General features: G+C 71.8%; 17 protein-coding genes and 1 tRNA gene. 14 read left to right on the forward strand and 4 right to left on the reverse strand.

Annotation, left to right across the window (positions count from 1 at the left end):
• Positions 1-30: 30 nt before the first annotated feature.
• The 6 genes from KO717_RS23015 (at position 31) to KO717_RS23040 (ending at position 6,517) form a co-directional block, all read left to right on the forward strand.
• Positions 31-1,677: an SPFH domain-containing protein gene (locus tag KO717_RS23015; RefSeq protein WP_301370870.1), complete on the forward strand. Its 1,647-nt coding sequence runs from the start codon at positions 31-33 to the stop codon at positions 1,675-1,677.
• A gap of 239 nt (positions 1,678-1,916) precedes the next feature.
• Positions 1,917-2,510, forward strand: a complete 594-nt coding sequence (locus KO717_RS23020; protein WP_301374689.1) for a lytic polysaccharide monooxygenase auxiliary activity family 9 protein — start codon at positions 1,917-1,919, stop codon at positions 2,508-2,510.
• A gap of 26 nt (positions 2,511-2,536) precedes the next feature.
• A complete protein-coding gene (locus KO717_RS23025) occupies positions 2,537-4,234 on the forward strand; it encodes an AMP-binding protein (protein WP_301370872.1) in 1,698 nt (565 codons plus the stop codon).
• 218 nt (positions 4,235-4,452) lie between these two features.
• Positions 4,453-5,757: a sensor histidine kinase gene (locus KO717_RS23030; protein ID WP_301370873.1), complete on the forward strand. Its 1,305-nt coding sequence runs from the start codon at positions 4,453-4,455 to the stop codon at positions 5,755-5,757.
• Complete coding sequence (locus tag KO717_RS23035) at positions 5,724-6,395, forward strand: response regulator (RefSeq protein ID WP_301370875.1); 672 nt, start codon at positions 5,724-5,726, stop codon at positions 6,393-6,395. Before KO717_RS23030 ends, KO717_RS23035 begins: the two co-directional genes overlap by 34 nt.
• Positions 6,396-6,443: 48 nt before the next feature.
• Positions 6,444-6,517, forward strand: a tRNA-Lys gene (locus KO717_RS23040).
• 111 nt (positions 6,518-6,628) lie between these two features.
• On the opposite strand, the gene KO717_RS23045 is transcribed toward KO717_RS23040, so the two are convergent.
• Entirely contained in the window at positions 6,629-7,387 is a 759-nt protein-coding gene (locus tag KO717_RS23045) for an IclR family transcriptional regulator (RefSeq protein WP_030012142.1), read from the reverse strand.
• A 250-nt stretch (positions 7,388-7,637) separates the two neighbouring features.
• Between KO717_RS23045 and KO717_RS23050 the strand changes: the two genes are divergently transcribed.
• The 4 genes from KO717_RS23050 to KO717_RS23065 all read left to right on the forward strand — a co-directional run bounded on the left by KO717_RS23050 (position 7,638) and on the right by KO717_RS23065 (position 11,955).
• Entirely contained in the window at positions 7,638-8,777 is a 1,140-nt protein-coding gene (locus tag KO717_RS23050; RefSeq protein ID WP_301370878.1) for an LLM class flavin-dependent oxidoreductase, read from the forward strand.
• Between the two features lie 255 nt (positions 8,778-9,032).
• A complete protein-coding gene (locus tag KO717_RS23055) occupies positions 9,033-10,727 on the forward strand; it encodes a glycosyl hydrolase family 18 protein (protein WP_301370880.1) in 1,695 nt (564 codons plus the stop codon).
• Between the two features lie 159 nt (positions 10,728-10,886).
• Positions 10,887-11,735, forward strand: coding sequence for a helix-turn-helix domain-containing protein (locus KO717_RS23060; protein WP_301370882.1), 849 nt, complete (start codon positions 10,887-10,889; stop codon positions 11,733-11,735).
• Positions 11,695-11,955: a DUF397 domain-containing protein gene (locus tag KO717_RS23065; RefSeq protein ID WP_301370884.1), complete on the forward strand. Its 261-nt coding sequence runs from the start codon at positions 11,695-11,697 to the stop codon at positions 11,953-11,955. The genes KO717_RS23060 and KO717_RS23065 overlap by 41 nt, the downstream gene beginning before the upstream one ends.
• A gap of 3 nt (positions 11,956-11,958) precedes the next feature.
• Here the strand turns inward: KO717_RS23065 and KO717_RS23070 are convergent, their stop codons facing one another.
• Complete coding sequence (locus KO717_RS23070) at positions 11,959-12,945, reverse strand: helix-turn-helix domain-containing protein (RefSeq protein ID WP_301370885.1); 987 nt, start codon at positions 12,943-12,945, stop codon at positions 11,959-11,961.
• A gap of 263 nt (positions 12,946-13,208) precedes the next feature.
• Between KO717_RS23070 and KO717_RS23075 the strand changes: the two genes are divergently transcribed.
• The 4 genes from KO717_RS23075 (at position 13,209) to KO717_RS23090 (ending at position 16,327) form a co-directional block, all read left to right on the forward strand.
• A complete protein-coding gene (locus KO717_RS23075) occupies positions 13,209-13,391 on the forward strand; it encodes a hypothetical protein (protein ID WP_301370887.1) in 183 nt (60 codons plus the stop codon).
• A 5-nt stretch (positions 13,392-13,396) separates the two neighbouring features.
• A complete protein-coding gene (locus tag KO717_RS23080) occupies positions 13,397-13,723 on the forward strand; it encodes a hypothetical protein (protein WP_301370888.1) in 327 nt (108 codons plus the stop codon).
• Positions 13,692-14,897 carry a peptidase S1 and S6 gene (locus KO717_RS23085; RefSeq protein ID WP_301370890.1) on the forward strand — a complete coding sequence of 402 codons (1,206 nt, stop codon included), beginning with the start codon at positions 13,692-13,694 and terminating at the stop codon, positions 14,895-14,897. The genes KO717_RS23080 and KO717_RS23085 overlap by 32 nt, the downstream gene beginning before the upstream one ends.
• 119 nt (positions 14,898-15,016) lie before the next feature.
• Entirely contained in the window at positions 15,017-16,327 is a 1,311-nt protein-coding gene (locus KO717_RS23090; RefSeq protein ID WP_301370892.1) for a tachylectin-related carbohydrate-binding protein, read from the forward strand.
• Positions 16,328-16,394: 67 nt separating this feature from the next.
• Here KO717_RS23090 and KO717_RS23095 read toward each other — a convergent pair whose 3' ends face one another.
• Both KO717_RS23095 and KO717_RS23100 read right to left on the reverse strand, forming a co-directional pair.
• Entirely contained in the window at positions 16,395-17,126 is a 732-nt protein-coding gene (locus KO717_RS23095; RefSeq protein WP_301370894.1) for an ALF repeat-containing protein, read from the reverse strand.
• Between the two features lie 130 nt (positions 17,127-17,256).
• Complete coding sequence (locus KO717_RS23100; RefSeq protein WP_301370896.1) at positions 17,257-19,128, reverse strand: putative bifunctional diguanylate cyclase/phosphodiesterase; 1,872 nt, start codon at positions 19,126-19,128, stop codon at positions 17,257-17,259.
• Positions 19,129-19,486: the final 358 nt, after the last annotated feature.

A 19,486-nucleotide genomic window follows, 5' to 3' on the forward strand; every position in this document is an offset into this window, starting at 1 on the left:
CGCCCGGCGTGGGCCGCGGAGCCGGCGCCCATGCCGGAGCCGGTGCACGCGGCCGTGGCCGTCGCGGCGCCGCGCGAGGCCGCTCCGCCGAGCCCGCCGAGCCCGCCGCCCGCCCTGGTGGGCCGCCCCGCCACGCCGGAGCACGCCGTCGCCGCCGAGACCTCGTTCGGCTGGGCCGCGGCGCTGGCCGCCCGCCCGGCTCCCGAGCTGCCGCACGGGTGGGAGGTCCCGGCGGCCCGGGCGCATCCGTACGACGAGGGGGACCAGGGTCCTGCGGCCATCCCGCACCCGCAGGAAGCGGAGGCCCCCGCCGGGGTGGCCACCCTGCGCCTGCGGACCGCCCAGGTCGAAGCCGAAGCCGAGGCCGAGGCGGAGGTGTACACCGAAGCCGAAGCCGAGCCCGAGGCCGCACTCGAGGTGGAAGCGGAAGCCGAAGCCGAGCCCGAAGCGGTGGCCGCGCCCGAGTACGAGCCCGTCATCGCCCCCGCCCCCGATCCCGAACCCGAGCCCGCGGACATGGCGGCCCCGCCGCACTCCGGCATCCCCGGGCCCGGACCGGTCGAGATCGTCGCCCAGGCGGTGGCCCGCGGCCTGGACGACGCCGGCGCCGCGCCGGACCTCCCGCGCCCCGGAGCCCACCGGGGCACCTCGGTCACCGAGGTGCCGGTGCACCTCCCGTTCCGCGGGACGCAGCAGCTCCGGGCGATGCCCGCACCCGCCGCCGCGGCCACCGCGCCCGCCGCCCGTGCCCCGCGCCCCGCCCCGGGACGCCGGGTCCCGCGCGGCGACGACCGGCTCCGGGAACACCGCGGCCCGGTGCTGCCCGGCTGGGTCGGCGTGGCCGTCGGCGGGCTCGCCCTCGCCGGCTGTGTGGCCGTGCTCTGGCGGGCCGGGGTCGTCCCCGCCGCCTTCGTGGCCGCTTTCGGGGCGACCCCCCGCGCCTACCACGGCCTGCGCGCCACCCACTGGCCGCCGCTCGCCTTCCTCGGGATCGTCGCCCTCGTGTCGCTCGGCGGGCTCGGCCGGGCCCGCACCGGCCACGCCTGGGTGCTCACCCTCTTCGGCCGCTACCGCGGCACGGTCCGGCGTACCGGCCTGACCTGGGTCAGTCCCCTGCTCCTGCGCCGCCGGGTCGACGTACGCCTGCGCCACTGGCGCAGCGACCCGATGCCCGCCGTGGACTCGGGCGGCCTCGCCCTCCAGGTCGTCGTCCAGGTCGTCTGGCAGGTCAGGGACACCGCACGCGCCACCCTCGCCGTCGAGGACCACACGGAGTACCTCGCCGAGCAGGTCGAGTCGGCGATGGCCCGCGTGCTGTCGCAGCTGCCCGCCGACGCCTTCCACGAGGACGCCCCGACCCTGCGCGACGCCGAGGCCGTCGGTGACGCGCTGACCCGGATGCTGGCGGCCGAGACGGAGGCGGTCGGGATCGAGGTGTTCTCGGCCCAGCCGACCCGGATCGAGTACGCGGCCGAGGTGGCCGAGGCCATGCGCCGCCGCCGGGTCGCGGCGATCGACGCCAAGCACCGGGACACCGTGCTGACCTCGGTCGTGGACGCCGTCGACGACACCGTCCACCGGCTGACCTCGCGGGGGCTGGTCGAGCTCGACGACTACGAGCGCAAGGCGCTGGTGAAGGACCTCACGGTCGCCTTCTACACGGGCCGCTCCGAGTAAAGGGCGACAGGGGGAGTCCGGAGGAGTGCAGGAGGGCCCAGGAGGCCCAGGAGGGTCCAGGAGGGTCCAGCGGTACGGGAGCGGGTGGCCGGAAGGTAACGGACCACCCGTTTTCCCATTGGTATGGACATGGCCAACTCTCGTCAATAATCTGGGACTTGGTCTAGACCTAATCCCCACACGCGCGCGCTCTCACCGAACTCCCCCCACGTTCAAGGAGCATCATGCGTCCCATCCGCATGCCCAAACGGGCCGGCGTCGCCGCGCTCGGCCTCGGCCTCGTCGCCGGGATCACCCTCGTCAGCGCCCCCGCCGCCAGCAGTCACGGCTACACCGACACCCCGATCAGCCGCCAGAAGCTCTGCGCCAACCGCACCGTCTCCGACTGCGGTGCGATCCAGTGGGAGCCGCAGAGCGTCGAGGGCTTCAAGGGGTTCCCGGCCGCCGGCCCCGCCGACGGCAAGATATGTTCCGGCGGACTCTCCCAGTTCTCCGAGCTCGACAACCCGCGCGGCGGCGCATGGCCCACCACCAAGGTGACCAGCGGGCAGAGCTACTCCTTCCGGTGGCAGTTCACCGCCAACCACTCCACCACCGACTTCAAGTACTACGTCACCAAGAACGGCTGGACCGGCACCAAGGCCCTCACCCGCGCCGACCTCGAACCCCAGCCCTTCCTCACGGTCGCCTACAACGGCGCCCGCCCCGCCATGACCACCGTCCACCAGGGCGCCATGCCGAGCGGCAAGACGGGCCGGCACCTGATCCTGGCCGTCTGGACCGTCAACGACACCCCGATGGCCTTCTACGCCTGCTCCGACGTTCAATTCTGACGTTACGTCAGCTACCCTCCGGCGGCATGCGGACGACGACTGCACCCGAAACCGTCGCGGAGCTCATAGCGCGCCAATGGGGCGACCACCGGCCCGGGCTGAAACACGAGAACGGTGTCCTCACCCACCACCGGACCGCCCAGGAGGCCGCCGCGCGCGCCGCGCTCCTCGTCGACCTCATGCCTCCGGGGGGCGAGCCGCACCTCGGGGTCCTGCTCGACAACACCCCCGAGTTCCCGTTCTGGCTCGGCGCGGCGGCCCTCGCGGGGGCCGCCGTCGCCGGGATCAACCCCACACGGCGCGGCCCCGAACTGGCCCGCGACATCCTCCACACCGACTGCCGGATCCTGATCACCGAGCGCGCCCACCTGCCGCTGCTGCGCGGCCTCGACCTGCCCGGCGTACGCGTCCTGGTCACCGGCACCGAGGAGTACGAGGCCCTGCTCGCCCCCTACGCCGCGGCCAAGCCCGGCGAGGCGGCGCTGCGCACCCCCGCCCCCGACTCCCGCCTCCTCCTCTACTTCACCTCCGGCTCCACCGGCGCCCCCAAGGCCGCGATCTGCTCCCAGGGCCGGCTCGCCGCGGCCGGAGCCGCGCTGGCCCGCCAGTTCACCGTCACCCCGGACGACGTCCACTACATCTGCATGCCGCTCTTCCACGGCAACGCCGTCATCGCCGACTGGCTGCCGGCGCTCGTCGGCGGGGCCCCGGTGGCGCTGCGCCGCCGCTTCTCGGCCTCCGCGTTCCTGGACGACGTACGGGCCTACGGGGCCACGTACTTCACCTACGTCGGGCGGGCGGTCCAGTACCTCCTGGCCACCGAACCCCGCCCCGACGACCGTGCCCACACCCTGCGCCTCGGCTTCGGCACCGAGGCTGGGGCGGTGGACGCGGCCCGCTTCGCCGAGCGGTTCGGGGTCCGGCTGGTGGAGGGCTACGGGGCCACCGAGGGCGGCGCCTCCGTCATGGGGGCCCCTCCCAGCGGTAGCTGGGGGAGCACCCCGGACACCCCGCCGGGCGCCCTGGGCCGGGCCGGCGCGGGCGACGACCTGGCGGTGATCGACCCGGCCACCGGCGCGGAATGCCCGCCCGCGGTCCTCGCCCCGGACGGCCGCCTGCTGAACGGCTCGGCGGCGATCGGCGAACTGGTCAACCGCGGCCGCAGCCTCTTCGAGGGGTACTGGCGCAACCCGGACGCGGAGGCCGACCGCACCCGCGACGGCTGGTACTGGACGGGAGACCTCTTCTTCCGCGACGCGGCGGGCTTCCTCTACTTCGCGGGCCGCACCGACGACCGGCTCCGCGTCGACAGCGAGAACCTCGCCGCGGCGATGATCGAGAACATCCTGGCCCGCTGGACGGACGCGGCGGCGGTCGCCGTCTACGCCGTCCCGGACGAGGTGGCGGGGGACCAGGTCATGGCGGCCCTCGCCCTCCGGGAGGGCGCGGCCTTCGACCCGTCGGCCTTCGGGACCTTCCTCTCCGGCCAGCCGGACCTGGGCACGAAGATGGCCCCGCGCTACGTCCGCGTCGTCGAGGCCATGCCGACCACGGCGACGAACAAGATCCACCGCGTCTCCCTCCGCCGCGAGGGCTTCCGCTGCGCGGACCCGGTCTGGCACCGCTCCCCGTCCGGCGCCTACACCCCCCTGGACGCGGCCGCCCTGACCGCCCTCGTGGCGGAGTACGACTCGCACGGCCGGTCCGACCTGCTGGCCCACTGACCCCCGCCCCGCCGCTGCCGGGCTCCGCCCGGACCCGCGCCTCAAACGCCGGCGGGGCTATTTTCAGCCCCGTCGGCGTTTGAGGCGCGGGGTCTGGGGCGGAGCCCCAGGTCTTTGGGGCGCGGGGCCGGGCGGAGTCCGGGGTAGGGCTGGGTATACCCGGCGGAGGCCCGGTAGGGCCATCGTCACCCCGCCGGGCCCGCGGCTAGCGTGCCTGCATGGACGATCACCCCCGCACCCCCTGGCACGCCCTGGCCCGCGGCCGGTACCTGCGTTCCGCCTGGCCCTGGCGGTCCGCCGGGTACCTCGCCGGGAGCGCCCTCACCGGGGTCCCCCTCCTCCTCGTCCTCGTCCTCCTCGCCGGGGCCGGCGCCACGCTCGGCCCCGTCCTCGTCGGCCTGCCGCTGCTCGCCCTGCTCGGCCTCGTCGGCGTACCCGCCGCCGCCGTCGAGCGCCGCCGTCTGCGCCTCGTCGACCGCACCCCCACCGGCACCCCCCACCGCACCCCCGCCGAACCCGGCCTCCTCGCCTGGGCCCGGCTGCGCTACCGCGAGCAGGCCACCTGGCGCGAGCTCGCCCACGCGGTCCTGCACGGCTTCGTGCTCTGGTGGGCCGACCTCGCCGTCGTCGGGACCCTGCTCGGCCTGCCGCTGCTCCTGCTCACCACCCCGCTCCAGCTCGCCCTCGCCGCCGACGGCGAGGTCAAGGTGGTCAAGCTCTGGCTGGTCACCTCCTACCCGGTCGCCTTCGCGATCGCCGCCGCCGGGGCCGTGCTGCTCCCCGTCCTCCTCCACCCGCTCGGCGCCCTCGCCGGGGCCCGCGCCGCCCTCACCCGCGCCCTGCTCGCTCCCCGCGAGCGCGAGCTCCAGGGGCTGCTCGCCGAGGTCACCCACTCCCGGGCCCGGCTCGTCGCCGCCTTCGAGGCCGAGCGCCGCCGGATCGAGCGCGACCTCCACGACGGCGCCCAGCAGCGGCTCGTCGCCCTCACCATGACCCTCGGCCTCGCCCGCCTCGACGCACCGCCGGGCCCGCTCGCCGACCGGCTCGCGACCGCCCACGACGAGGCCGGCAAGGTCCTCGCGGAACTGCGCGAGCTGATCCACGGCATCCACCCCCAGGTGCTCACCGACTACGGCCTCACCGGCGCCCTCGCCGACGTCGCCGAGCGTTCCGCCGTCCCCGTGGACGCCGATCTGGGTACCGGTGGGCTGCCGCGCCTCCCGGAGTCCGTCGAGGCCGCCGCCTACTTCGGGGTCTGCGAGGCCCTCGCCAACATCGGCCGGCACAGCGGCGCGGCCCGCGCCGCCGTCACCGCCCGGCACACCGGAGCCGCGCTGCTCATAGACGTCACCGACGACGGCCGCGGCGGCGCGGATCCGGCCGCCGGGTCCGGGCTGACCGGACTGGCCGACCGGATCGCGGTCCTCGATGGCACACTGGCGATCACCAGCCCGCCCGGTGGCCCGACCGTTCTGAGCCTGGAGATCCCGTGCCCGGTGATCAGCCCCACGAGCAATCCCTGAACATCGTCCTCGCCGAGGACGGGGTCCTGCTGCGCGAAGGGCTCGTAGGCCTGCTGACGCGTTTCGGCCACCGGGTGGCGGCCGCCGTCGGGGACGCGGACGAGCTCCGTGCCGCCGTGGCCGTCCACGCCCCGGACATCGTCGTGACCGACGTACGGATGCCCCCGGGCCTGTCCGACGACGGACTGCGCGCCGCCGTGGAGCTCCGGGCCGCGCGCCCGGACCTGCCGGTGCTGGTGCTCAGCCAGTACGTGCAGCGCTCGTACGCCGCCGACCTGCTGGATTCCGGGGACGGCAGCGGCGTCGGCTACCTGCTCAAGGACCGGGTCGGGCAGGTGGAGCAGTTCCTCGACGCCGTGGTCACGGTGGCCGGCGGCGGCACGGTGGTGGACCCGGAGGTCGTACGCCAGCTCCTGCGCCGGCGGCGCGACCCGCTGGCGGCGCTGACCCCGCGGGAACGGGAGGTCCTGGGCCTGGTGGCGGAGGGCAAGTCGAACGGGGCCGTGGCCCGGGAGCTGGTGGTGTCCGAGGCGGCCGTCGGCAAACACATCGGGAACATCCTGGGAAAGCTCGACCTGCCGCCCGCCGAGGACACCCACCGCCGGGTCCTGGCGGTCCTCGCGTACCTCCGCGGCTAATGGTTTTGAGCACCCCTGAGGACCAGGTAGTATTTTCTCTGTCAGCAGGCGCCGCTAGCTCAGTTGGTTAGAGCAGCTGACTCTTAATCAGCGGGTCCGGGGTTCGAGTCCCTGGCGGCGCACCTGTCCTTCGGGCGGTTTCCGGTTTCACCGGGAACCGCCCGAAGTGTTTTCCGGGCCCATCAGCCCATCGGCCCATGGGCCCGCGCGCCCGCCCGCTTCCACCGCCCGCCCTAGAGCGTGAGCGACAGCAGCAGCGGTGCGGCCTTCCGGTTCAAGGTGTCCGCCGCGGCCCGCAGCCGGTGTGCGTGCTCGACCGGCATCGACAGGGCCAGGCAGCCCACCGAGGCCCCGGCCGTGATCGGGACCGCCGCGCAGACCGTGCCCACGGCGTATTCCTGCAGGTCCAGCATGGGCACGGTGGCGGGCTGGGCGTCCAGCTTGGAGAACAGGATCCGCTCGTTCACGATCGTCTTCGACGTGAGCCGGGCGATCTTGTGCCGGGACAGGTGGTCGCGCCGCCCGTTCAGGTCGAGCTGCGTCAGCAGACACTTGCCGACCGCACTGGCGTGCGCGGCGGAGCGGAAGTCGACCCACTCGTGCACCTTCGGGGTGCGGGGACTGTCCGCGAACTGCGTGATCCGGACCTCGCCGTCCACGTACCGGCTGATGTAGACGGCCGCGCCGACCGAGTCGCGCAGCCGGTCCAGGGTCTCCTGGAGCTTGTCGGTGAGCGCCTGCTGCCGGTCGATGCCGGAGCCGAGCAGGACGAGGGAATCCCCTATGGCGTAAGCGCCGTCTGACACCTGCAGGACATATCCCTCCCGGCGCAGCATGAGCAGCATCGGAGCGAGATGGGCTGCGGGCAGGCCGGTCTCACGCGCGATCTGCACGTCCGTCACACCGCCGGTGTGACGTGCGATCGTTTCGAGTACGCGTAGTGCGTACTGCACCGAGTGGAACGGCGCGGTCGGCTCGGGCTTCAGCGCCACGGTTTCCCCCTAGCAGGTTGTTACCGCTTGCCCTACCACGATAGCCATCAAGAGGCCCATGTGGAGCGCCGGTTGGGGAGATTGCTGGCTCAATTATGTCTGTCTGCCTGGACCTACTCCATTGGCATATGCCAGCGGCATGACCAGCGCCTTGTCCCTCCGGGAATGCCCGGCGGCCGCCCACGGTTCGAGTTCTTCGTACGGTGTCGCACTGATGCCGCACGCACAGGAGAGCGAAACGGGAGCGACGATGAGTGACGCAGGGGACGACGCACAGGCCCGCGTGAAGGCGGGCGCGGCGGAGAACCGGAACGCGAACGGGATCCGTGGCACCGCGCACGGCCGGGCGACCGTACCGCTCTCCGTCCTGGACCTCGTCACCGTCGGCGCGGGCAGCACCGCCCACGCCTCCCTCCGTACGAGCGTCGAGATCGCCCGCCTCGCCGAATCCCGCGGCTACCACCGCCACTGGGTCGCCGAGCACCACTCCATGCCCGGCGTCGCCAGCTCCTCGCCCGCCGTGATCCTGGCCCACCTCGCCGCGCACACCTCCCGCATCCGGCTCGGCTCCGGCGGGGTCATGCTGCCCAACCACGCCCCGCTCGCCGTCGCCGAGCAGTTCGGCACCCTGGAGGCGCTCGCCCCGGGCCGGATCGACCTCGGACTCGGCCGCGCCCCCGGCACCGACGGCCGCACCGCCGCGGCGCTGCGCGGACCCGGGCGCCTCGACGAGGCCGCCGACGAGTTCCCCCGGCAGCTCGCGGAGCTCACCCGCTTCCTCGACGACGACTTCCCCGACGGGCATCCGTACGCCCGCGTGCACGCCGTACCGGGCCCGGTCCAGGGACCCGCCGGCCGGCCGCCGCTGTGGCTGCTCGGCTCCTCCGGCTTCAGCGCCCGCCTCGCCGGCGAGCTCGGCCTGCCCTTCGCCTACGCCCACCACTTCTCGGCGGCCGGCACCCTGCCCGCGCTCGACCTCTACCGCCAGAGCTTCCGCCCCTCGGCCGTCCTCGACGCCCCCTACGCCGCCATCGGGGTCTCCGCGCTCACCGCCGACACCGACGCGGCGGCCCGCGCCCAGGTGCTCACGGGCGCACTGTCGATGCTGCGCCTGCGCACCGGACGGCCCGGCCTGATCCCGACGCCCGAGGAGGCTGCGGCGTACGCGTTCTCCCCGCTGGAGCGGGAGTTCGTGGACAGCTGGCTCGCGAACGTCGTCCACGGCACCCCCGACGAGGTCCGCACCGGGCTCGACGACCTGGCGAAGCGGACGGGCGCGGACGAGCTGATGCTGACCTCCAACGCCCACAGCGGGGCGGCCCGGTTGCGCTCCTACGAGCTCGTCGCGGATGTGTACGGCATGCCGGTGGAGGCGCCCGCCGCCGATTGACGGCGTGCGAACGGCGTTTGGCTGGTTTGTTGCCGAAACCTTGCGCGGAGCTGCCTGAAGGCAGCCTTAAACCGCTCGTCACCCGGGGTGGCGAGCGGTTTCTGATGTGCGCTCAAGTCTCTGACTTGGGGAAATAGCGCCTGAGTGGTCTAGTCCTTCTTTGGTCCGAACCATTGACGTGGGGGTGGAGTGATCGCTATCACTTCTCTCACCCGAACCGCTTGATCTCCCCTCCCACCCCCACGGAGACAGCTCATGCACATCCGTAAACCTCTCATCGCTGCCGCCGCCACGGCCGCGCTGGCCGCCGGAGCGCTGGCCTCCTTCGCGGGACTCGGCACCGCCCAGGCCGCCGACGCCTCGGCCGGCGCCGCGGCGGGCGGCGTCCGTATCGCCTACTACGACCAGTGGAGCGTGTACGGCAACGCCTTCTACCCCAAGCACCTCGACACCCGCGGCATAGCGGGCAAGCTGGATGTCATCAACTACTCGTTCGGCAACATCCACCCCACCAACCTCACCTGTTTCGAGGCGAACAAGGCGGCGGGCGACGACAACAACCCCAACGCCGGTGACGGCGCGGGTGACTCGTACGCCGACTACCAGAAGTCCTTCAGCGCCGCGGACAGTGTCAGCGGGGTCGCCGACAAGTGGGACCAGCCGATCGTCGGCGTCTTCAACCAGTTCAAGCAGCTGAAGGCCAAGTACCCCCACCTGAAGATCAACATCTCGATCGGCGGCTGGACCTACTCCAAGTACTTCAGCGACGCGGCGAAGACCGACGCCTCCCGCAAGAAGCTGGTCTCCTCCTGCATCGACCAGTACATCAAGGGCAACCTGCCGGTCGAGGGCGGCTACGGCGGCCAGGGCGTCGCGGCCGGCATCTTCGACGGCATCGACATCGACTGGGAGTACCCGGGCTCGTCCGGCGGCCACCTCGGCAACCACTACGCCCCCGAGGACAAGCAGAACTTCACGCTCCTGCTCAAGGAGTTCCGCGAGCAGCTCGACGCCTACGGCCAGGCCAACGGCGGCAAGAAGTACCTGCTGACATCGGCGCTCCCGGCCGGCCAGGACAAGATCAAGTACATCGAGACGGACAAGATCGGCGCGTACCTCGACTACGCGAACATCATGACGTACGACATGCACGGCGCCTGGGACGGCGACGGCCCCACGTACCACCAGTCCCCGCTGTACTCCCCGGCGGGCGACCCGACCGACCCGATCGCGCCGGGCACCCAGAAGTACAGCATCGACAACGCGATCGACTCCTGGATCGACGGCAACCCGGCCTACGGGATCACCGGCGGCTTCCCCGCCAACAAGCTGACGCTGGGCTACGAGTTCTACTACCGCGGCTGGAAGGGCGTCCCCGCCGGGGCGAACAACGGCCTCGCCCAGTCCGCGACCGGCGCCTCGGGCGCCCGGCCCACCAGCCAGCAGGCCGGTATCGCCAACTACAAGGAGCTCGGCGGCCTCGTCGACAACCCGGCGACCACCTTCTGGGACGACCAGGCCAAGGCCTCGTACTTCTATAAGGACGGCGAGTTCTTCACCGGCCTGAACCAGAAGTCCGTCCAGGCCCGGGTCGACTACGGCAAGCAGCGCGGCCTGGCCGGCGCGATGATGTACTCCCTGCTCGGCCTGGACAACAACACCACGCTGCTCAACCAGATCTCGGACGCCCTCGGCGGCACCACGGTCCCGCCGACCACCCCGCCGACGACGCCTCCGACCACTCCGCCCACGACCCCGCCGACCACGCCCCCGACCACCCCGCCGACGGGCTGCGGCTCGACCCCGGCGTACGTCGCGGGCACGGTCTACACGGCCGGCAACGAGGTCTCCTACAACGGCCGCAAGTACAAGGCCCAGTGGTGGACGCAGAACGAGACCCCGGGCACCACGGGTGAGTGGGGTGTCTGGAAGGACCTCGGCGCCTGCTGATCTCCCCCCACCCCGCGCCGAGCGACACCCCGCCCTGCCCCCACTCTCCCGGGGGCGGGGCGGAGGTGTGTGACATGGTTGCGGGATTCCGGACATCGCTCCGTGTCGGTATCGCTACGCTCGGCCACAAGTCAGTTCTCCGCTCGGAGGTGCCGTCCCATGGCCGTCGTCCGCGACATCGATCCCAGCGCCTCGCCGCTGGACTACTACAGCTACGAGCTGCGCCGGCTGAGGGAAGAGGCGGGCCTCAAGCAGGCGCAGCTGGGCGCGATCATCTTCTGCACCGGGTCGCTGATCGGCATGATCGAGAACGGCAAGCGGGTGCCGACCCGCGACTTCTCGGAACGGGTGGACGCGGCCCTCGGCACGGACGGGCACTTCTCCCGTCTGGTGGGCCTGGTCCTGCGGAGCGTGCTCCCTACTTGGTTCCAGGCCTTCGCCGAGATGGAGGCCCGGGCGACGTACATCTCCACGTTCCAGGCTCAGTTGGTCTACGGACTACTTCAGACGGAGGCGTACGCGAAGGCTCTGGTGAGCGTGGAGTTTCCCGACCGGGCCGACGAGATCACGGCGGCCCGAATGGAGCGCCAGCGCATCCTGATGCGTGAGGAGCCGCCGGTTCTGCTGGTGGTGCTGGATGAGGCGCTGCTGCACCGGAACGTCGGCGGCCGCGAGGTCATGCGGGAGCAACTTGCCCATCTGCTGACCTTCTTCGACCGGCCCTGGATCCAGATCCAGGTACTCCCCTTCTCGACCGGCGAACACAGCGGGATGATGGGGTCGTTCACTCTCCTCCGTTTCGATGGCGACCCCGATCTCTTCTACGCGGAGAGCTATGACTCGGGCCATATGACGGCCAATCCGCCAGTGATCAGGGAACGTTCGGTCGGATACGCTCGGCTGCAGGCCGCAGCCCTCCCGCCGGAGGAGTCGGCCCTTCTGATCGCACGCGTAATGGAGGAACGCTATGGGGACCAGTGTGGACCTGATGGGCGTGCAGTGGCGTAAGTCGTCCTACAGCGGTACCAACGGGGGCGAATGCATCGAATGCGCCCCGCTCGGCACCGCCGCCTGGCGCAAGGCCTCGTACAGCGGAAGCACCGGCGGCGAGTGCGTCGAGGTGGCTGCCCAGCCCTGCGAGGTGGCCGTCCGGGACTCCAAGAACCCCGGTGGGCCGGTCTTCACGGTCACGGCAGCCGCGTTCGCGACCTTCGTCCGGAGTCTCTGACCGTCAGAGCCAGCCCTGCTGGGCCGCCTTGAGGCCGGCTTCGAAGCGGCTCGTCGCGTGGAGGCGTTCCATGAGGGCGGCCATCTGGCGCCTGACCGTGCGCAGCGACACCCCGAGACGCTTGGCCGCGGCCTCGTCCGTCATGCCCGAGGCCAGGAGCTTCAGCAGTTCCAGCTCGGTCGCGGTGGGGCGGGTGTCGCTGGGGCGGGGGCGGTCGGCTCCGAGCGGTACGGCGGAGTCCCACGTCTGCTCGAACAGGTTGGTCAGGGAGGCCACGATCCCGGGCGCGCTGGTGCACAGGGCGCCCAGACGGGAATGGTCGGGGTCGATCGGGACCACGGCCACGGCCCGGTCGAATATCAGGAGGCGCGGCGGCAGGAGCGGACTCGTCCGCACCTGGCCGCCCTCTTCGGTGAGCCACCGCGCGTAGGCCAGCGTCGTCGGATCGTTGCGGGCGCTGTCCTGGTAGACCGAGCGCATCTCGATGCCGCGGGCCAGTGCGCGCCGGTCCAGCGGCCGGGAGGCCTCCAGGCTCGCCTCGGACAGTGCGCCGCCCGGCAGGATCGCCAGGCATTCCCGGGACAGTCCGTGGGCGAGCTGCTCCAGCCGGCCCTGGATGGCGTCCATCCCCACGAGCCGCTCCGCGCCGTCGACCTCGGTGTTCGGGCTGAGCTCCGCGAACTCCGAGACCACCTGCGCCGCGGCCGCCTTGCTGCGGGCCAGCTCCTGCTGCTGCCGGGCCAGTTCCTCCTCCTGGCGGCGCAGCAGCAGCTCCAGGCCCAGTTCGGGTCTCACCGCGCGCAGCCCGCCCGGGCAGTCCCGTGACGGTCTGAGCAGATCGAGGTCGACGAGCCGGTCCAGGCCCTCGCGGACCTGGGTCTCGGTGAGGCCGAGGCGGGCGCTGAGCTCGGCGATCCCTCCCGAAGGGTCGGCCAGCATGCCCCGGTACACGGCTTCCACATCCGCTCCGAGACCCAGTGTCTGCAGCATCTCCCAGCCCCCCGGCGGTAGTTGGGCGGCCCGGCCGGCGCCGCCTCCGCGATCGTAGGCGAAGTCTGGCACCAAGGTGCCAGGCCTGTTGGTGACAGCCGGAACCTCTTCTTCGCCGGGCCCGGGGGCAGCAACATGGTGATCACCGGGACGGCGGGGAGGGAACTCCCCGACTCAGGCCAGAGCCGCAAGGACGATCCGGACCAGCGCGCAGCACACCGCACCGCCCGCATCGCTTCCGAGCCTGTGACCTGGGGGAAACCATGTCCCATACTGCCCGCTTCGCCGCTGTCGTCGCCGTCTTCACCGCCCTGTGCGCCGGTGCCGTCACCACCACTTCGGTGACCGCCTCCGCCGGGCACCACCACGTCAGTGCCTCCGACGACGGCAGCATCAACTGGGACACCGCCCCCGTGTCGGTCGAGGACAGCATCAATTGGGACTAGCCGGCATGCGCGTCGTCCGAGCCTCCCTCTCAGGGCCTCGTGCCGATCCGGACCAGGAGGGCGTGCTCGCGCTCGTCTCCGATCTGATCTGGGCCCACACCCCCGCCGCGCACGGCCTCGAACACCTGCGGGCCAAAGCCGCCGGCGACGGCGTGGACGTCTACCTCTTCCTGCGGGCCGCCTCCGAAGCCGCGGCCCTCACCCAGGCGCACGCCATCCTCGACGGCGCCCGTGCCCCGCTGCGGGCGCACGGCTACCGCACCACCGAGCCGCACCGCGACCGTTCCCCAGGAGAACGCAGTGACCACCACCCTCCGTCAGGCTGCCCGTAAGAGCGCCGTGGCCGCCCTCTCCACCGCACTCGGCGCCGGCCTGCTCACCGCCGCGACCGTCGCCGCCGCCCCGGCCGCCGAGGCCGCGACCACCTGCAGCGGGACCGCTTCGATCTACGGCGTCCTTCCCGACGGCCGCCTCACCTTCAGCACCATCACCCCGGCCACCGGGGCGCTGAAGAAGGTGCGGGTCGGGGCGGACCTGGGGTTCGAGCCCAAGGCGATGGCCACCCTCAACTTCAACACGGTGCTGGTGACATCGACGACGGGCGCGCTCTACCGTCTCGACGTCCTCACCAACAACGAGTCCCTCGTCCTGGAGCGCCCGCCCGTCAAGATCTTCGACAGCGGCTGGACCCACGACAAGCTCACCTACGACGGACACGGCCACCTGTACGGCACGGCCGGCGGGCTCCTGCTCCAGTACCTGGTCTCACAGCCCAAGCCGACCGGCTCGGCGCACATCGGCCAGCGCAAGGAGATAGGCAGCGGCTTCGTCCTGAAGACGCTCACGGCCGCCGGGGACGACCGGCTGCTCGCCACCACGTCGGCCGGCGCGCTCTACTCCTACAAGATCAACAGCGATGGCACCTGGGACCGCGACGACCTCAAGTCCTCCGGCTGGTCCGGCTTCGACCAGGTCGTCTCGCCCGGCGGCGGCCTCTACTACGGCCGGATCGAGACCACCGGCGCCATGTACTGGTACAAGGACGCCAATCCGGCCGACGGCAGCGGCAGCGACATCGCGTACCACAACGACACCCCCGTCAACACCGGCGGCTGGACGCAGCAGCTGCTCTCCGCCCAGCCGGAGACCTTCAGCTGCACCGCCACCGCGGACCCGCTCGACGGCAGGGACATTCCCGCCGTGAAGGCGGCCGGCCGCGACCTGATGAACAAGCACGACGGCGGCGTCTGGAACAGCTCCACCCAGTGGAACTGCCTGGAGCAGCTCTGGGACCGGGAGAGCGGCTGGCGCTACTGGGCCGACAACCCGAACTCCACGGCGTACGGCATCCCCCAGGCCCTGCCCGGTTCCAAGATGGACGCCTTCGGCGACGACTGGCGCACCAACCCGGTCACCCAGATCAAGTGGGGCCTGTCCTACATCGACGGCCGGTACGACACGCCGTGCGGGGCCTGGACCCACTTCCTGAACAACAACTGGTACTGAGCCGCCCCGAGCCGCGCACGCCCGCCCGCGCCCGCTCCCCGCGCTCTCCCCCTGCTTCCCCCCTCACCTCCCCGGCCCGGCGCGCGTACGTCAGGGCTGCCCAGAATCCGGAGACACCCATGTCCTCGTCGTCCCTCAAGCGCCGCCTCGCCGCCACCCTGGCCGTCTCGGCCACCACCCTCGGCATGGTCACCCTCACCTCGGCGCCGGCCCAGGCCGCCGCGATCTGCGGCGGCAACGTGTCGGTCTACGGCACCCTCCCCGACGGACGCCTCACCTACACGGCGATAGCCCCCAACACCGGCGACCGCGTCAAGACCCTGATCGGGGCGAACCTCGGCTTCACGCCCAAGGCGATGGCCACCCTCAACTTCAACACCGTCCTCGTGACCTCGACGGCCGGCGAGCTGTACCGCGTCGACATCCAGACCAACGACAGCGCCCTGGCCCTGGCCGGAGTCACCAAGATCTGGGACAGCGGCTGGACCTTCGACAAGCTGACCTACGACGGCGCCGGTCACCTCTACGGCACGGTCGGCGGCGAGCTCCACCGCTACAACGTCTCCCAGGCCAAGCCCAGCGGGCCCGCCCACATCGCCAAGCACGCGGTGATCGACACGGGCTTCGTCCTCAAGACGCTCGCCGCCGCCGGTGACGACGTCCTCATCGCCAGCACGGCCGACGGCCGACTGCTCTCGTACCAGATCAACGGTGTGGGGGACTGGGAGAGTTCGGTGCTCAAGAGCTCCGGCTGGTCGGCGGTCGACAACCTCGTCTCGCCCGGCGGCGGCCTCTACTACGGCCGTACGAACGGCGGGATGTACTGGTACCACGACGCCGACCCCACCGACGGCAAGGGCGACGACATCGCCTACCACCCCGCCGACCCGGTCGACGCGAGCGGCTGGACCCAGAGCCTGCTCTCCGCCTTCGCCAACGACTGCACCTACCAGCCGCCGGCGCCCCCGACCCCCACCCCCTCCACCAAGGGCGGACAGATCGCCCGCAGCGAGGTCATGAGCCGCGCCGTGAACTGGCTGAGCCGTGACATCCCCTACAACCAGGGCGCCTACGCCTCCGACCCGGACGGCGACCACACCTACCGCACCGACTGCTCCGGCTTCGTCTCCATGGTCTGGCACGCCGGTACCAGCTACACGACCCAGAGCCTGCCGGGCATCGCCGCCACGATCTCCAAGTCCGACCTCCAGCCCGGCGATGCGCTGAACACCCTGGACGGACACGTGGTGCTCTTCGAGAAGTGGGTCGACAAGGCCGCGGGGAAGTTCTCGTACATCCACGAGGCCAACACCAACGACGACATGATGCGTGGTCAGGACTACCTCAACGGCGGCACCGACGGCCGCATCGCCGGCCACGCGGCCTCGGGTTACGTCGCCCTGCGCTACGACAAGGTCGTGAACGGCTAGCCCGGCCGGGCCGGACGACCACATGGTGCAGGCCGGACCGCCCATCGGGCGGTCCGGCCTCCTCGTGTCAGAGCTGGTACTGGCCGACCGTGATGAAGTACCGGAGCTCCTCCGGAGTGCTGCCGTCCAGGAGCCTGCCCGCCTCCGCGCGCAGGGCGTCGCTGATGCCCGGGCGGGCGAGGATGCGGGCGACGTCGACGCGGTCGTCCTCGGCCTGGGCCAGTCGCAGGCCGGTCTTCAGGAAGGCGGTCCGGTCGGCCGGGGTGCCGTCCATGGCCTTGTTGGCCTCGCGCTTGACGGCCTTGCCGGTGGCCGGGTTGGCGAAGAGGATCTTGGCGATGGCGACCCGGTTGTCCTCGTCCTGGGCGATCGCCAGGCCCGTCTTCAGGAAGGCCACGCGGTCGGCCGGGGTGCCGTCGAGGGCCTTGCCGGCCGCGCGCTTGACGCCCGTGCCCGGCTTGGTGGCGAGGATCTTGGCGATGGCGAACCGGTTGTCCTCGTCCTGGGCCTTCGCGAAGCCCGTGGTCAGGAAGGCCACGCGGTCCTCGGGGGTGCCGCTGAGGGCCCTGTTGGCCTCGCGGATCACGGCCTTGCCGCTCGCCGGGTCCGCCAGGATCTTGGCGATGGCGAAGGCGTTCTCCGTGTCGGAGCCCAGCGCCGCGCTCGCCGGAGCCGTGACCGACGCCTTGGCCGGCGCGGCGGAGGCGAGCGACGGGGTGGCGAGCAGCAGGGCCGGAGCGAGGGCGCCGGCGGTCAGGGCGAGCGCGGTACGGCTGAGCGCGGTACGGGTGAGCTTCATGCTGGTGTTCCCCCATGGATCACGAAAGGTGGTCAAAAGCCTTTGCCCGGTGATCGTTCCAGGGGGTTCCCGGTCTGCCAAACGCCCAAATGGCATCAAAGTGAACGCAGAACAGGGAAGTGGAATGCCGCTAGAGGCGGTTGTCCGCACCCGGCTTGGTGCCGATCATCTCGGCGATCCGTTCCGGGGCCACTGCTCGCGAGTAGAGCCAGCCCTGGCCCGTGTCGCAGCCGACGCGCCGCAGCCGTGCCGCCTGTCCGGCGGTCTCCACGCACTCCGCGGTGACCGTCAGGCCGAGCCGGTGGGCGAGCTGGACCAGGGCTTCGACGATCGTCTCGTCGGCCGGGTTCGGGTGCGTGCCCTCCTCGTAGCGGAATCCGCGCACGAAGGAACCGTCCAGTTTCAGAACTGATACAGGAAGCCTGCTGAGGTACGCGAGGTTCGAGTAGCCGGTGCCGAAATCGTCGATCGCGATCCGCACGCCCATGTCGCTGAGCGCCTGAAGGGCCTGGAGGGGGCGCCCGGCCGAGCCCATCACCGCCGACTCGGTCAGCTCCAGCTGCAGCAGCTGCGGGGCGAGGCCCGTCTCGGCCAGGATCTCCGCGACGTCGCCGACCAGATCCGAGTCCCAGACCTGCCGGACGGCGACGTTCACCGACACGAACACGGGGGAGTCACTGGGCTGTTCGATCTGCCAGCGGCGGGCCTGCCGGCAGGCGGTCCGCAGCACCCACTGTCCCAACTGGACGATGGACCCGTCCTCTTCGGCGATCCCGATGAACCGATTCGGCGTAAGTGTGCCGAATTGCGGGTGGTTCCAGCGCACCAGGGCCTCGACCCCGCGCACCGCGCCGCTCTCCAGGTCCACCAGCGGCTGGTACTCCAGCTCGAACTCCCCCCGTTCCACGGCCGGCCGCAGCGTGGAGGAGAGCGCCTGGCGGGTCATCCGGTGCGCGTTGCGCTCCGGGTCGAACAGGGTCCAGCGGGCCTTGCCGTCCGCCTTGGCCCAGTACAGGGTCGTGTCGGCGGCCTGCATCAGGCCGGTCGCCGAGGTGCCGGCCGCCGCCCGCTCCACGACCCCGATCGAGGCGGAGACGGACAGCCGCTGCCCGGCCAGGTCGAAAGGTTCCTGTACGGCGGCCAGCACGCTCCGCGCCAGGTCGGCGAGCTGCTCGGTGCCGGTGGAGTCCTCGACCAGCAGGGCGAACTCGTCGCCGCCGAGGCGCGCGACCAGGTGCCCGCCGGTGCGCCCGTAGCCGGACTGGTCGGCGCACTGGGTGAGCCGGGCGGCGACGGCGGTCAGCAGCCGGTCGCCGACCCGGTGGCCGAGAGTGTCGTTGACGGCCTTGAACCCGTCGAGGTCCAGGTAGCACAGCCCGATCCGGCCGGTGCCGCCGCCGTGTTCGTACGAGGCGGCCTCCAGGGCGGAGGAGAGCCGCTCGAAGAACAGGGCGCGGTTCGGCAGGCGCGTGACCGGGTCGTGCATCTGGAGGTGGCGCAGGCGGGCCTGCAGGTCGCGGCGGTCGCTGATGTCGGCCACCGACAGCAGGACGTCCCCGGTGCCGGGGACGGGTCCGAGCGTGACCTCGGTCCAGAGCGAGTGCCCGTCGGGGTGCTTGAGGCGGCGGGTGCAGCGCAGCCGGGCCTGCCGGCCGCGGAGCACCTCCTGGTACGCGGCCCAGGTGCGGGCCTCCGCGGCCAGGTCGACCAGGTCGGCGGCGGACCGGTGGACGAGCGCGTGCGGCTCGCTGCCGAGCAGCCCGGCGAAGGCCTGGTTGGCGGCGACCACGTAGCCCTCGCGGTCGACGACGGCCATGGCGAGGTGGGCCGCGTTGAAGGCGGCCCGGTAGTCGCGCAGGTCGGAGTCGGCGCGGTACGACGACGCCGGCGCGGCCTGGGTGGCCGATGCCGACGGCACTGCCGGCACTGCCGGGTGACGCTCCGTAATGGCCGATCGGATGCTGTCGGCCGCCGAACCGGTTCCTTCTGAGGTTCCGCTCACCGTTGGCTCCCGCAGTGTTCGTGAGTGTCCGCGCAGGAAAGTGTGCCGATCATAGAGGCTGCCGGGAGGCCCTATCCAGCGGCGCCACCGGTTGAGACGGTTCAGTTCGGCGTGATGACGGATCGGCGGCGAAAGTCCGGGCGATCGTTTCTGCGCGGCTCTGAACGTGCGGGGGCTCCTGCTGTTCTCAGGTGATCGGTCGTGACGTTCTGTAGGCAGGGGCGTGAAGTTCGAGGGTCACCGACTTGCCGTACTACTCACTCGTGTGGGGCAGCGGAACAGGGCATTAGTAAGACAATCGCCTCAAGGTGGATGAACAGGTACGAATCCACCACCGGAGGTCGATGTGGCGCGACAG

It is taken from the genome of Streptomyces xanthophaeus, from assembly GCF_030440515.1.
GTDB classification, from domain to species: Bacteria; Actinomycetota; Actinomycetes; order Streptomycetales; family Streptomycetaceae; genus Streptomyces; species Streptomyces kutzneri.

Coding starts and splice junctions, on each gene's coding strand:
- KO717_RS23015 (WP_301370870.1), top strand. CDS start 31: ATGCCGGAGCCGGTGCACGCGGCCGTGGCCGTCGCGGCGCCGCGCGAG.
- KO717_RS23030 (WP_301370873.1), top strand. CDS start 4,453: ATGGACGATCACCCCCGCACCCCCTGGCACGCCCTGGCCCGCGGCCGG.
- KO717_RS23020 (WP_301374689.1), top strand. CDS start 1,917: ATGCCCAAACGGGCCGGCGTCGCCGCGCTCGGCCTCGGCCTCGTCGCC.
- KO717_RS23060 (WP_301370882.1), top strand. CDS start 10,887: ATGGCCGTCGTCCGCGACATCGATCCCAGCGCCTCGCCGCTGGACTAC.
- KO717_RS23095 (WP_301370894.1), bottom strand. CDS start 17,126: ATGAAGCTCACCCGTACCGCGCTCAGCCGTACCGCGCTCGCCCTGACC.
- KO717_RS23090 (WP_301370892.1), top strand. CDS start 15,017: ATGTCCTCGTCGTCCCTCAAGCGCCGCCTCGCCGCCACCCTGGCCGTC.
- KO717_RS23025 (WP_301370872.1), top strand. CDS start 2,537: ATGCGGACGACGACTGCACCCGAAACCGTCGCGGAGCTCATAGCGCGC.
- KO717_RS23055 (WP_301370880.1), top strand. CDS start 9,033: ATGCACATCCGTAAACCTCTCATCGCTGCCGCCGCCACGGCCGCGCTG.
- KO717_RS23070 (WP_301370885.1), bottom strand. CDS start 12,945: ATGCTGCAGACACTGGGTCTCGGAGCGGATGTGGAAGCCGTGTACCGG.
- KO717_RS23065 (WP_301370884.1), top strand. CDS start 11,695: ATGGGGACCAGTGTGGACCTGATGGGCGTGCAGTGGCGTAAGTCGTCC.
- KO717_RS23080 (WP_301370888.1), top strand. CDS start 13,397: ATGCGCGTCGTCCGAGCCTCCCTCTCAGGGCCTCGTGCCGATCCGGAC.
- KO717_RS23050 (WP_301370878.1), top strand. CDS start 7,638: ATGAGTGACGCAGGGGACGACGCACAGGCCCGCGTGAAGGCGGGCGCG.
- KO717_RS23075 (WP_301370887.1), top strand. CDS start 13,209: ATGTCCCATACTGCCCGCTTCGCCGCTGTCGTCGCCGTCTTCACCGCC.